Raw genomic sequence first — 12,886 nt, forward strand, 5'->3', positions numbered from 1 at the left:
CTTCATGCAGGCCGGGCAATGTCCGGTGCGTTATTCCCTTTGCCGGGATCGGGCCGGATCTTGAACCAGATCGAATACATCGCCGGCAGGAACACCAGGGTCAAAACGGTGCCGGCCAACGTGCCGCCGATCAGCGTGTAGGCCAAGGTGCCCCAGAACACGGAATGGGTGAGTGGAATGAATGCCAGGATCGCCGCCAGTGCCGTCAGAATCACCGGACGCGCACGCTGCACGGTGGCTTCCACCAACGCATGGAACGGATCCAGACCCTCGGCTTCGTTGTGATGGATCTGTCCGATCAGGATCAGCGTGTTGCGCATCAGGATGCCCGACAGCGCAATCAATCCCACCAGCGCATTGATGCCGAACGGCTGCTGGAACAGGATCAAGGTCGGCACCACGCCGATCAGGCCGAGCGGGCTGGTGAGAAACACCATCACCATCGCCGAGATCGAGCGCACCTGCAGGATGATGATGAGCAACGTGGCCGCCAGCATGATGGGGAACAGCGGCAGCATCGCGGCGGTGGCCTTGCCGGACTCCTCGATGGAGCCGGCCTCCTTGATCTGATATCCGCTGGGCAGTTTGTCGATGATCGGCTGCAGCTGCCTGGTGATCGCAGCCGAGACATCCGGCGGCTGCAGCGTGTCGTCGACATCGCCGCCCACCGTGATGGTCGGCACGCGATCGCGGCGCCGCATGACCGGCTCTTCCATCCGCACATCCACCTTACCTACCTGCGACAGCGGGACGCGTTGGCCGTTGCCGCCGGCCAGGGTGAAGTCGGCGATGCGTGCCGGATCCAGACGGGTATCGCCGGCCGACCGCGCCACCACCTGCACGCTGCGGATATCCTCGCGCACCAGCGTGGTCGGCACGCCGCTGAGCAGGAACTGCAACTGCTGGGCGACCGCGGCCGAGGTCAGCCCCACCGCCTGCAGGCGATCCTGGTCCAGGCTGAAATGCAGGGTCGGTGTGCGCACGCCCCAGTCGGTATTGACGGTGCGCAGCATCAGGCTGTCCTGCATCACCTGCATGACCTGCGCAGCGATGCCGCGCAGCACCGTCGGGTCCGGGCCGCTCACCCGGTAGGCGACCGGAAACTTCGAATACGGGCCGAAGGTCAATTGCGTCACGCGCACGCGCGCTTCCGGTGCCAGGCCTTGCGCGATCGCCTCACGCAAGCGCAGCTTCAACGCATCGCGCTCGTGCTGGTCGTCGGTGCGCACCACGATCTTGGCGAACGAGGGGTCCGGCAGTTCCGGACCCATCGCCAGGAAAAAGCGCGGCGCGCCCTGACCGATGTAGGCGGTCACGATCTTTGCTTCCTTCTGCTTGGACAGCCAGTCTTCCACCTTGGCGGCCGCCGTGCTGGTCTGGTTGATCGAGGTGCCGTACGGCAGCTGCACTTCCACCAGCACTTCGGGCCGGTCGGAGATCGGGAAGAACTGCTTCTTGACCATGCCCATGCCCACGACCGCCAGCACGAACAGCCCCACCACGGACCCTGCGACCAGCCACTTGCGGGCAATGACGCGACCCAGCGCCTGGCGGAAGCGGTTGTAGCGCGGCGTGTTGTAGATCGCTGCGTGGCCGCCTTCGACCTTCTTCAGGTCGGGAAGCATCTTCACGCCCAGATACGGCGTGAACACCACCGCCACCACCCACGACACGATCAACGCAATGCCCACGATCCAGAACATGTTGCTGGTGTATTCGCCGGCCGTGGAAGCAGCAAATCCGTTCGGCATGAAGCCCACCGCGGTGACCAGGGTGCCGGACAACATCGGTGCGGCGGTGTGGCTCCAGGCATACGCCGAGGCGGCAACGCGGCTATAGCCTTCTTCCATTTTCACCACCATCATCTCGATGGCGATGATGGCGTCGTCGACCAGCAAGCCCAGCGCCAGGATCAGCGAGCCCAGCGTGATTCGGTCGAAATTCTTGCCAGTCGCCAGCATCACCACGAACACTGCTGCCAGCGTCAGCGGCACGGCTGCCGCCACCACGATGCCCACGCGCCAGCCCATGCTGACGAAGCACACCAGCATCACCACCAGCAACGCGACGAAAAACTTGGTCATGAACTCGCCGACCGACGCATCGATGTTGACGGCCTGGTCGGTGACCTTGCTCAGACGCATGCCCAGCGGCAGTTCGGCATTGATCGCCCCCACTTCGGCGTCGAGCGATTTGCCCAGATCCAGGCCATTCCAGCCATCGCGCATGATGATGCCCAGCAACAACGCCGGTTCGCCGCCGCTGCGGATCATGAAGGTGGACGGATCTTCGTAGCCGCGTTTGACGGTGGCGATATCGGACAATTTCAGCGTGCGGCCCTGCACGACCAACGGGGTGTCGCGGATCTTCTGCAGGCTATCGAGCGCACCATCCAGGCGAATGAACACCTGTGGCCCGCGCGTTTCCACCGAGCCGGCCGCATTCAACGCGTTTTGCGCGTTGAGTGCGGCAAACACGTCCTGCGGACTGACCCCCAGCGTGGCCAGACGCTCATGCGAGAACTCGACAAAGATGCGCTCGGGTTGCTCGCCGATGATGTTGACCTTCTTGACGCCCGGCACGTGCAGGATGCGCTGGCGCAGGGTCTCGGCATCGCGTGCCAGCAAGCGCTGCGGCTCGCCCTTTGCCTTGAGCGCGAACAGCGCAAAGGTGACGTCGGCATATTCGTCGTTGATCAGCGGCCCGATCACGCCGGCCGGCAAGTTGGCCACTTCATCGCCGGCCTTCTTGCGCGCCTGATAGAACTGCTCCTGCACCTCCCCAGGCGGGGTACTGTCCATCAAGGTCAGCGTCGTAAACGCAAGACCCGGGCGCGTGTAGGTTTCGGTACGGTCGTACCAGCGCAATTCCTGCATGCGCTTTTCGAGTTTCTCGGCCACCTGGTCCTGCATTTCCTGCGGCGTGGCACCGGGCCAGGCGGTCACGATCGTCATCACCTTGATGGTGAATGCCGGGTCCTCGGCACGACCGAGCTTGAGAAACGCCACCAGGCCGGCCAGCGAGATCAGGAAGATCAGAAACAGCGTGATGGAGCGCTCGCGCACGGCAAGCGCCGAGAGATTGAACCGGCCCTCGCTCACGGCTGCGCTCCTGCCGCCTTGGCGGTGCTGCCAGCGGTGGCCGCGCTGCTACCGGCCACGCCTTCGCCGGCAATGCGTACCTGCTCGCCTTCGCGCAACAGATGCGCCCCCAACGCCACGATGCGCTCGCCGCGTGCCAGCTTGCCGGCCACGTTGGCGTGGTCATCGTCCAGGCCCAGCACCGTCACCGGCCGCCAGCTCACCCTGGTCGGGTTGCCGGCAATCACCCACACGCCCGGCCCCTTGCCGGCGTCGAACAGCGCGGCCAGCGGTACCTGCAGGCCGGCCTGGTTCCCGGAGGCGGTGCCGCCGGGGACGCGCACGCTGACCGTGGTGCCGAGCGGTGCCTGTGCGAGCGCGCCGTCCAGCACGTAGCGTGCCTCGAAGGTGCGGGTGAGCCGGTCGGCGCTCTCGGACAGCTGGCGCAAGGTGGCCGGCACGGTGACGGCGGCGTTGCCGAACAGCGTGGCTTGGGCCACCGAGCCGACCTGCGGGCGCAGAGTTTCCGGCAGCTGGATCACCGCTTCGCGCGGGCCGGCGTGCGCCAGCCGCACCACCGGCTGCCCGGCCGCAACCACCTGGCCCGGCTCGACCAGCGTTTCCATCACCACGCCGTCGGCGTCGGCCGCCAGGTCGGTGTAGCGGTTGGCGTTGCGCGCCACGTCAGCCTGGGCCTGGGCGGCGCTCAGCTGCGCCCTGGCCGCATCGGCGGCTGCCTTGATCTGGTCGTAGGCCGAAGCCGAGATGGCGCCGGTACCGCGCAGGTCGCGGTACCGGGCTTCATCTTCGGCGGTCTGCTGCGCCCGGGCGCGCGCGGCGGCCACCGTGTCCTGCTGCGCACGCGCAGCCAGTTGCAGATCCGCCGGGTCGATACGCATCAGCGGTTGCCCGCGCTTGACGCTCTGCCCGGCATCGACCAGCCGCTCGGACACCTTGCCGGCCACCCGGAACCCCAGGTCGCTCTGCACGCGCGCCGCTACCGTGCCGGAGAAGGTGCGCACCGCAGCGCTGGCATCGCCAGCCGTGGCAACCCGCACCCGCGGCGCGGCGGTCCGTGGATCGGGCTGCGCCTTGCCGCCGCAGGCGCTCAGCGCCAGCGGCAAGACACAGAGGAAGGTAAAGGCGACAAGGCGGCAGCGACGCATGGCAATCCCGGAGCGATCGGATGAAGGCTCGCATCCTGAGACTTGTGACTAAATCAGTCAATAGTCACAAATATTTTTTACGGCGACAGGCTTCGCAATACCAGGCTGGACAACAGCAGCGGCACGTCGCCGGCATGATCCAGGCTGTGCTGCAGCAGCACCGGATTGATGTAGGGGCGCATCACCAGATAGGTGGCCTGGGTCAGTTCGTCCAGCGGCGTCTTGCGCTCGAAGTCACCGTTCTGGCGCCCTTGCACCAGGATGTCCTGCAGCAGTGCCTGGATGTGGCCCTCGTACGCAATGACGGGCGGCCAGCGCTCGGTCGCGGCCGACGTGGCGATCTCGTACAACTTGCGCTCGCGCGAGTACAGCCGCAGGCTCGCCTCGATAATCGCCTTGAAAAGGCTACGCAATTTTTCTGGTGGCGACGCCGCGGCAGACACCGCGGCCAGCACCTCGGCCTCGATCTCCCCCAGGCAATGCGAGCAGATCATCTCGCCGATGGCCTGCTTGGATTCGAAGAACTTGTAGATGTAGGCCTTGGAAAAACCGATCTCCCTTGCCAGGTCGGACACGGCCGTCTTTTCGTAGCCATAGCGGCTGAAATGCTCGGTGGCGGCCACCACGATCTGGTCGCGGACATCATGGTCGGCCGGGCCGCGGCCCGACACGGGATAGTTGGATGCTTTGCTCATCGCGAAAGCTTAGCGCCGTCGTTGCCGACTTACAAAAGTGACTATTTCGTATTACAGTCACTTACCACTTGTCATTCCGGCCCCGCCCATGTCGTCACTCCGCACCCTCGCAGTGTTCGTTGCCGCCAGCCTTGTCGCAGGTTGCGCGGTTGGTCCCGACTACGCCCGGCCGGAGGTGCCGCTGCCGGACCGCTACATCGGCCAGGCGGATATCGCGCAGCGCCAGGCCGCAGTGCCAGCCGACCTGTCGACCTGGTGGGACGGCTTCAACGATCCCGACCTGAGCCGCTACGTCACGGCTGCGCTGGCGCAAAACCTGGACCTGGCCCAGGCCGGCGCACGCGTGGCCCAGGCGCGCGCCGGGCTGAGTGCCGCCACCGCGGCGCTGCTACCAGCGGGCAACGTGAGCGGCAGCGCCACGCGTGCCTACCAATCGCTGGAAACCCCATTGGGCCAGGTGATCAGCAGCACGCCCAACTTCGACCGCCATGCCAGCGTGTACGAAGCCAACCTGGGCGCCAGCTGGGAACTGGATCTGTTCGGGGGCCTGCGCCGCGGCCGCCAGGCGGCCTTGGCCGATTACCAGGCCACCGAAGCAGGTGCTGCTGCCACACGTCTGGCAGTGGCCGCGCAGACCGCCGATATCTACATCAGCATCCGCGGCCTCCAGGCGCGGCTGGACGTGGCGCAGCGCCAGGTGGCCACCCAGCGGGGCCTGCTCTCGATGGTGACGCTGCTGCACGGCAAAGGCCTTGCCGCCGAACTGCAGTTGCAGCAGGCCCAGGGCGCACTCGCGCAGGCGCAGGCCGGCGTACCCGGCCTGGAAGCCGGCCTGGTTGCGGCAATGAACGCGCTGGACGTGATGCTTGGCGTGCCGCCCGGCACGCACCGTGCCGAGCTGTCGGCGACCAAACCCATTCCGCCAGCCCCCCAGATCGCCGACAGCGGCACCCCCGGCGACCTGCTACGGCGCCGGCCCGACCTGATCGTGGCCGAGCGTCGGCTGGCCGCCTCCAATGCGCGTATCGGCGTGGCGATGGCCGAGTACTACCCCAAGTTTTCGCTCAGCGGCCTGCTTGGCAGCGCCACCGCCATCTCCGGTGCGAACCTGTTTACCGGCGACGCCGCGCAGTCGTCCGGCGTACTCGGCCTGCGCTGGCGGCTGTTCGACTTCGGCCGCATCAACGCACAGATCGCACAGGCCAAAGGCCAGCAAGCCGAACAACTCGCGGCTTATCGCCTTGCGGTATTGCGCGCCACCGAAGATGTCGAAAATGCATTCACCGCACTGATCAAACGCGAGCAGCAGGCAGCGGTGCTGACGCAGGGCGTGGATGCACTCGGCAAGGCGCGCGGCGCCTCTGCGCTGGCCTACGAAAAAGGCACGGTGAGCCTGATCGAAGTGCTCAACGCCGACGACAGCCTGCTACGCGCCTCCGACGCGCAAGTGCAGGCGCGTACCGACGCGGCGCGCAGCGCGGTTGCGACCTTCAAGGCGCTGGGCGGCGGTTGGCAGGCCGGCGGTGCGGGTCCTGCTGCGATCGCTGTCGCCGTGGACAGCAACCGTCACCAAGACGACACGACAGCAACTAAGTGAATGACACGCCACGCTGACGTTGATGGGCGTCTGCGCAGGTGGCACGCCACCGCTACCGATGTCGCCGGCTACACGTAACCGCAAGAGCTGGCCGACAGGGTCAGCAAACGGCTTGTCAGCCGTGCTCAATCGGCATGGAAGCGCACGCCTGCATTGATCTTGCATTGATACGCCAGCACCGGCCCGCGTTGCTGCAGGCCCGGCAAGTCGTACATGTAGGTGGTGAAGCGCAGCGTGTCATCCGGGCGCAGCTGGTAGCGCATGAATTGCTGGATCGGCTTGCCGTCGTTGGCCACGGTAAAATGCGCATCGGAAAAGGCCACGGTACCGTCGGCGGTGATGCGATAGGCGTCGATGTGGCGGCCGCCGCGGGTCTGCGTGGCCGGCGTGCCTTCTTCGGGCGTGCAACGTGCAAGGTCGGTGCTCACACTGACGTCGTAGCCGGCGTCCAGGGCAGCGAGAACTTCGGCGCGGTTGTTCAGCGATTCGGTGGCCAGGGCAGGCAGCGCACACGCGCACAGCGTGGCGAACAGCGCGGCAGGAACAAGACGTGGCATGGCGGACTCCAGGCGGGGAAATGGATGCGACGGCCTGGGCTTGCATGCGCCCAGGACCGCCAACATGACCCAGTTCGGCCTGCATGAGCGCGCGGCACTACGCATCGCGCGGCATGAGTGCGCTCGCCGGCGGACGCCGCGCACAGATCCAGAGGCCGGCCATCACTGCGCATGCGCGGGCGGCGCGATGCGCAGGTCGAGATCGTCAAAGATCTCGTCAATTGCCACATCTACAACCGCGCATTGACCTCGCGCGGTACGTGCTCGGGCGTGGGCTGTAATGCCGGCGTTGCGCCCAGCAACAAGCGGTCGGCCAATGCACGCGTGGCCACGCGCAGCTCGGGCACGGCGGTGATTTCCCAGTAACGCCCCCGCAAGAGCGGCCCGACGCAATACAGTCCCGGCACGATCTGCCCGGCGCTGTCGCGGACGCGCAACTGCGCATCGGTGTCCACGCCCAGGCCCAAGGGATCGGCCCGCAACAGACCGGCTTCGCGCATGCCGGCGATCAAGGGATCGCTGGTGCGATCGATGTCGGTATCCAGCCCGGTAGCGCGAATTACCGCATCGTAATGACCGGTCTGCGCGTCGGCAGCACCACGCGGGCGGATCACCGCCTCCACGCCATCTGGCACCCAGCGCGCCCGCAGCAAGCGCGCAGAGACAATCTGCAACTGGCCCGATGCCTGCAGTTGCGCCAGCTGTTCGGCCGCACCGGGCGCCACGCGATGGCGCGCCACTTCCCAGTACGGGCGCAGGTGCCGCAAAAAGCGTGCACGCTGGGGAAGTTCCAGGCGCTGCCACAGCGGCTGCAGATGCGGGCGCAGCGCATCCACCACGCGACGCCAATCGTCGACCACCGCACTGAGCTGACGCACTCCACGCAGCAGGCCGCGCAGGTCGGCATCCTTGAGCGCACGCTGCAGATGCGGTGGCAATTCCAATGGCGCGCCGGGCTGGCGCAGATGCGCCTGCGGTGCCAGACCGCGCCGCGAAATCGCCAGCAAGCGGCCGCGATGCCCGCGTGTGTGCAAGGTCAGCGCCACGTCCACCATGGTCAACCCGGTACCGACGATCAGCACATCGTCGTCCGGCGACAGCCGCGCCAATGCGTCGCCCTGCCACGGCCACCCGATGTAACGCGGATGCACGCTCAAGCGCGGGCCGATACCCGCCAGCGCCTGCGGTTGCAGTGCGCCGACCGCCAGCACCACGCGATCGCTCTGGAAGGCATCGCCATTGGCCAGAAACACACGAAACCCCTTGCGCACGCGCTCCACCGCCACCGCTTCCTGCGACAGCCGCATGACCGACGCCTGCGCACTGCTCACTGCTGCATCCAGTTCGCTGCGCAGATAGTCGCCGTACGCCAGCCGCGGCAGGAATTCCAGCCGCCCGCTCTCGCCCAGATGCAGGGTGTCGGCAAAGGCGCCCGGGGCCTGGGCGTCGATACCCAGGTCCTTGGCACGCACGTTGAGCAGATGCTCTGGTCGCGCTGCGCCGTAGGCGATCCCGCTGCCAAAGGTGTCGGCCACGCCGACCAGGGTGATGCGTACCTGCGCATCGGCCGTCTGCGCCAGTGCACGGACCAGCGCGGTGCCGCAGAAGCCGGCGCCGATCACGGTGATATGGGTTTCCATGTGCAAATCCCGCTGAATGACCCGCACGTTGTGCCCGCAGCGCGCCGCCGATGTGTAAACGTTTGGTTAGCGCCGAGCAAGCAAAAACGCATGAGCTGATCGCCGGCAGTGATGAGGCAGGCGGGGCATGCAGCGCCGATCGTCTATGGCAGCGATATGACAGCGGTCGCCACCGTACGTGGTGATGCCGCGTGCGTTGCGCATGGCTGTTTTCTGCGGCGCTGCGCAATCTGGCGATGCAAACGGCTGAGGCCAATGGTCCGGTGCAGCGCAAACATGCAGGGCGATCGTCGTCCGTGCCGCACTTGCGATACGCGTGGCGACCCCGTGGCCCGCGGCTATCGGATAATACGGCCATCCAAACCGAGCAGCCGCCATGTCAAACACCGCAGTTCGTCCGCAACGCGTGCTGATCGCTGGCGGCAGCCGTGGCATTGGCCTGGCGATCGCAGAAGGCTTCGTGCGTCATGGCGCGCAGGTTTCGATCTGCGCACGCAATGCCGCCGGTCTTGCACACGCTGCAGACGCACTGGCAGCGCATGGCACCCCGGTGCATACACTGCCTTGCGACCTGGCAGACGCCACGCAGATCGATGCCTACGTGCACGCTGCAGCACAAGCGCTGGGCGGTCTGGACGTAGTCATCAACAACGCCTCCGGCTTTGGCCATGGCAACGACGATGCAAGCTGGCAGGCGGGCCTGGATGTCGACCTGATGGCCGCAGTGCGCTGCAACCGCGCCGCGTTGCCGTATCTGCGCCGCAGCGCGGCTGCGGTGATCCTCAACATCAGTTCGATCAATGCGCAACGCCCCACCCCGCGCGCGATCGCCTACTCCACCGCCAAGGCCGCGCTCGATTACTACACCACCACCCTGGCTGCAGAGCTGGCGCGCGAGCGCATCCGCGTCAATGCCATCTCGCCTGGCTCAATCGAATTTCCAGGTGGTCTGTGGGACAAACGCAGCCGCGAGGAGCCGGAGCTCTACGCACGCATCCGCGACAGCATCCCGTTCGGCGGCTTCGGACAGGTGCAGCATGTTGCCGATGCCGCGTTGTTTCTGGCATCGCCACAGGCGAGTTGGATCACCGGGCAAGTGTTGGCCGTGGATGGCGGGCAGTCGCTGGGCGTGTAAGCACCATCTCTGCTGACGGAGATACCGATCGGCTGCTCGCGGACTCGTAGGAGCGTGCCTGCGCGCGACCCAGCTGCATCGGTAACGCGTCCTCGCGCGCAGTCACGCTCGACGACACGGCGGCGTTTCGCCTGTATCCGATGTTCCCACGCCGAAGCGACGAGACCGCGTTAGCCAGCCAACTCCGCCGCCTCGATGCTGTGCTCACCCCGTGCCGGTGCCAGCGCAGCTGACACCATCGCCGCGGCAATCCGTTCGGCCGGATTGATGCGAAAACGACGTGGCAGGAGCGGGCCGAGCGCGCCAAGGACGACGCTGCCGATGTGCTCGCCGGTGCGGCGCTCTTCGCGTTCGCCGCCGATCAGGCCGGGGCGTACGAAGGTGAGCGAGGGGAAACCGATCTGGCGCAGATCGCGCTCCAGTTCGCCCTTGACGCGGCTGTAGAAGATGCGCGACTGCGCGTTGGCGCCGGCCGGCGAGTTCAACACGAACACCGAGGTACCTTGTGCGCAGGCGGCGCGCGCGATGGCAAGCGGGTAATCGTGGTCGATACGATAGAACGCATCGCGCGAGCCGGCCTGTTTCATCGTGCTCCCCAACGCACAGATGGCCGCTTCCATGCGCGGTGCCGTCCAGTGCTCGAGCCGTTCGAAGTCGATCACCTGATTGCGCAACTTGGGATGGATCTGCGCCAGCGGCCGCCGCGTCATCGCCACCACGCCGGTGCAGCGCGTATCGCCCAGCAATTGCTGCAGCACGTGCCTGCCGACCAGGCCGGTCGCCCCTGCCAACAAGACATCCATCAGGCCATCCTCGCCATCAGCGCGCTCCTTCGGAGACAATCCGCGCACTGCTGACGATGCGATCGCGCTCCACTGCCAATAGCGTCAGCGAATGCGCCGGGGCCTTCCATTCGCTGCCACCGGCCACCACACGGCCGCCGTGGCGCGCGGTGTCCACCAGCACGCGCCAATGTTCGTCATGCATGGCCGGCAGCGTAAACGACACCGCGGTAGAGGCGGCATTGATCAGCATCAGCAAGGTCACGTTGGCGGCAATCTCGCGCAGGCCGGTGGTCGGCGAGCGGCCATCCAGACGCAGCATCAATGCGCGTGCTTCCGGGTCGTGCCAGGCGGCTTCATCCATCTCGGTGCCGTTGGGCGCCAGCCAGGTCAGATCCTTCAGACCCAGCGCTTCGTCGAACTTGCCGTCGAAGAAACGCGCACGATGCAACAGCGGGTAGCGCTGCCGAATACGAATCAATCGGCGCACGAATGCGGCCTGGTCGGCGGCGGCAGCCTTGGTGGCAGCGGTCCAGTCGATCCAGGTCAACTCGTTGTCCTGGCAATACGCGTTGTTGTTGCCGTTCTGGCTGTGGCCGAACTCATCGCCGGCCAGCAGCATCGGCGTGCCCTGCGACAACAGCAAGGTGGCGAGCAGGTTGCGCATCTGCTGGCGACGCAGCTGCTTGATCGCCGGGTCGTTGGTCTCGCCTTCCACGCCATAGTTGGAAGAGATGTTGTGGTCGCTGCCGTCCCTGCCGTCTTCGCCATTGGCGAGGTTGTGCTTGGTTTCGTAGCTGACCAGATCGCGCAGGGTGAAGCCGTCATGCGCGGTGACGAAATTGACCGATGCGGTGGGGCGGCGGCCGCTGTGATTGAACAGGTCCGCAGAGCCGGTGAGGCGCGTGGCCAACTCGGCCAGCTGGCCGCTGTCGCCGCGCCAGAACGCGCGCACGTTGTCGCGGAACTTGTCGTTCCATTCCACCCAGCCGGGCGGGAAATTGCCCACCTGATAACCGCCGGGGCCGATATCCCACGGCTCGGCGATCAGCTTGGTCTGGCTGAGCACCGGATCCTGGCGCACCGCATCCAGGAAACTGCCGGACGGATCGAAGCCATAGCGTTCGCGGCCCAGGATGCTGGCCAGATCGAAACGGAAGCCGTCCACGTGCATCTCCTGCACCCAGTAACGCAGCGAATCCATCACCATGCGCAGCGCGCCGACATTGGTGAGGTCGAAGGTGTTACCGGTGCCGGTGTCGTTGATGTAGAAGCGGCGATCGTCGGCCAGGCGATAATAGCTGGCGTTGTCGATGCCCTTGAACGAGAGCGTGGGCCCGAGCTCGTTGCCTTCGGCAGTGTGGTTGTAGACCACGTCCAGCAGCACTTCCAGGCCGGCGTGATGCAGGCGCGCCACCATCTGCTTGAACTCGGCCACCGTGCGCGTGGACATGTAACGCGCCTGCGGGGCAAAAAAGCCCAGCGTGTTGTAGCCCCAGTAATTGCGCAGGCCTTTTTCCAGCAGATATTGATCGTCCACGAACGCATGCACCGGCAGCAATTCCACGGCGGTGACGCCGAGCGAACTGATGTGGTCGATCAATTCGTCGGTCTTCAGCGCCGAAAAGGTGCCGCGCTCTTCCGGCGGCACCGCCGGATGCAGCATGCTCAGCCCGCGCACGTGCGCTTCGTAGATCACCGTGCGGTTCCAGGGCGTCTGCGGCGGGCGGTCCTGGCCCCAGGTGAAGGCCGGGTCGATCACGGCGGATTTGGGCATGAACGCGGCGCTGTCGCGGCGGTCGAAGCTCAGGTCCTTGTCGCGATGGCCGATGATGTAGCCGAACAGGTGCGGCGCCCATTTGAGTTCGCCAACGATCTGCTTGGCGTACGGGTCCAGCAGCAATTTGTTGTGGTTGAAGCGGTGCCCGGCATCGGGCGCATATGGCCCGTGCACGCGGTAGCCATACAACTGGCCGGGCCGTGCGTCGGGCAGATAACCGTGCCAGACCTCGTCGGTGTATTCGGGGAGCGCAATGCGCTCCTGTTCGCGGCCACGTTCGTCGAACAGACACAGCTCCACCCGGGTGGCATTGCGCGAATACAGCGCGAAGTTGACGCCCAACCCATCCCAGGTGGCACCGAGCGGGTTGGGACGGCCTTCGCGAATGCGCGAGCGCTGGGTGAACTTGCGAGTGGCCATCGGTGACTCCTTAGAACGGTGAACGCAAACGGTG

The 12,886-nt window shown here is 66.0% G+C and carries 9 protein-coding genes; 2 read left to right on the forward strand and 7 right to left on the reverse strand.

Annotated elements, in window-relative coordinates; genetic code table 11:
- Positions 1-2: 2 nt before the first annotated feature.
- The 3 genes from LN450_RS07530 to LN450_RS07540 form a co-directional block, all read right to left on the reverse strand.
- A complete protein-coding gene (locus LN450_RS07530) occupies positions 3-3,101 on the reverse strand; it encodes an efflux RND transporter permease subunit (RefSeq protein WP_011346132.1) in 3,099 nt (1,032 codons plus the stop codon).
- Positions 3,098-4,246, reverse strand: coding sequence for an efflux RND transporter periplasmic adaptor subunit (locus LN450_RS07535; protein ID WP_011346131.1), 1,149 nt, complete (start codon positions 4,244-4,246; stop codon positions 3,098-3,100). The genes LN450_RS07530 and LN450_RS07535 overlap by 4 nt, the downstream gene beginning before the upstream one ends.
- 77 nt (positions 4,247-4,323) lie before the next feature.
- Positions 4,324-4,941, reverse strand: coding sequence for a TetR/AcrR family transcriptional regulator (locus LN450_RS07540; RefSeq protein WP_008575513.1), 618 nt, complete (start codon positions 4,939-4,941; stop codon positions 4,324-4,326).
- Positions 4,942-5,029: 88 nt separating this feature from the next.
- On the opposite strand from LN450_RS07540, the gene LN450_RS07545 reads away from it, so the two are divergent.
- The gene (locus LN450_RS07545) at positions 5,030-6,538 is read left to right on the forward strand and encodes an efflux transporter outer membrane subunit (protein ID WP_011346130.1); all 1,509 of its coding nucleotides are present in this window, start codon (positions 5,030-5,032) and stop codon (positions 6,536-6,538) included.
- A 125-nt stretch (positions 6,539-6,663) separates the two neighbouring features.
- Here LN450_RS07545 and LN450_RS07550 read toward each other — a convergent pair whose 3' ends face one another.
- Together LN450_RS07550 and LN450_RS07555 are read right to left on the reverse strand one after the other, a co-directional pair.
- On the reverse strand, positions 6,664-7,095 hold the full coding sequence (locus LN450_RS07550) for a VirK family protein (RefSeq protein ID WP_003486419.1): 432 nt from the start codon (positions 7,093-7,095) through the stop codon (positions 6,664-6,666).
- Between the two features lie 230 nt (positions 7,096-7,325).
- Entirely contained in the window at positions 7,326-8,735 is a 1,410-nt protein-coding gene (locus LN450_RS07555) for an FAD/NAD(P)-binding protein (protein WP_011346129.1), read from the reverse strand.
- 376 nt (positions 8,736-9,111) lie between these two features.
- On the opposite strand from LN450_RS07555, the gene LN450_RS07560 reads away from it, so the two are divergent.
- The gene (locus tag LN450_RS07560) at positions 9,112-9,870 is read left to right on the forward strand and encodes an SDR family NAD(P)-dependent oxidoreductase (protein ID WP_011346127.1); all 759 of its coding nucleotides are present in this window, start codon (positions 9,112-9,114) and stop codon (positions 9,868-9,870) included.
- Between the two features lie 170 nt (positions 9,871-10,040).
- Here the strand turns inward: LN450_RS07560 and LN450_RS07565 are convergent, their stop codons facing one another.
- Positions 10,041-10,673, reverse strand: coding sequence for an NAD(P)H-binding protein (locus LN450_RS07565; RefSeq protein WP_011346126.1), 633 nt, complete (start codon positions 10,671-10,673; stop codon positions 10,041-10,043).
- 16 nt (positions 10,674-10,689) lie between these two features.
- Positions 10,690-12,852, reverse strand: a complete 2,163-nt coding sequence (glgX, locus tag LN450_RS07570; RefSeq protein ID WP_008575501.1) for a glycogen debranching protein GlgX — start codon at positions 12,850-12,852, stop codon at positions 10,690-10,692.
- Between the last annotated feature and the right edge of the window lie 34 nt (positions 12,853-12,886).

The organism is Xanthomonas euvesicatoria pv. euvesicatoria (genome assembly GCF_020880415.1).
Taxonomy (GTDB): Bacteria; Pseudomonadota; Gammaproteobacteria; order Xanthomonadales; family Xanthomonadaceae; genus Xanthomonas; species Xanthomonas euvesicatoria.

What these genes read in the sequence shown, in the direction of transcription:
- LN450_RS07535 (WP_011346131.1), bottom strand. Translation starts at nt 4,246, where the DNA reads ATGCGTCGCTGCCGCCTTGTCGCCTTTACCTTCCTCTGTGTCTTGCCG.
- LN450_RS07540 (WP_008575513.1), bottom strand. Translation starts at nt 4,941, where the DNA reads ATGAGCAAAGCATCCAACTATCCCGTGTCGGGCCGCGGCCCGGCCGAC.
- LN450_RS07545 (WP_011346130.1), top strand. Translation starts at nt 5,030, where the DNA reads ATGTCGTCACTCCGCACCCTCGCAGTGTTCGTTGCCGCCAGCCTTGTC.
- LN450_RS07550 (WP_003486419.1), bottom strand. Translation starts at nt 7,095, where the DNA reads ATGCCACGTCTTGTTCCTGCCGCGCTGTTCGCCACGCTGTGCGCGTGT.
- LN450_RS07555 (WP_011346129.1), bottom strand. Translation starts at nt 8,735, where the DNA reads ATGGAAACCCATATCACCGTGATCGGCGCCGGCTTCTGCGGCACCGCG.
- LN450_RS07560 (WP_011346127.1), top strand. Translation starts at nt 9,112, where the DNA reads ATGTCAAACACCGCAGTTCGTCCGCAACGCGTGCTGATCGCTGGCGGC.
- LN450_RS07565 (WP_011346126.1), bottom strand. Translation starts at nt 10,673, where the DNA reads ATGGATGTCTTGTTGGCAGGGGCGACCGGCCTGGTCGGCAGGCACGTG.
- glgX (WP_008575501.1), bottom strand. Translation starts at nt 12,852, where the DNA reads ATGGCCACTCGCAAGTTCACCCAGCGCTCGCGCATTCGCGAAGGCCGT.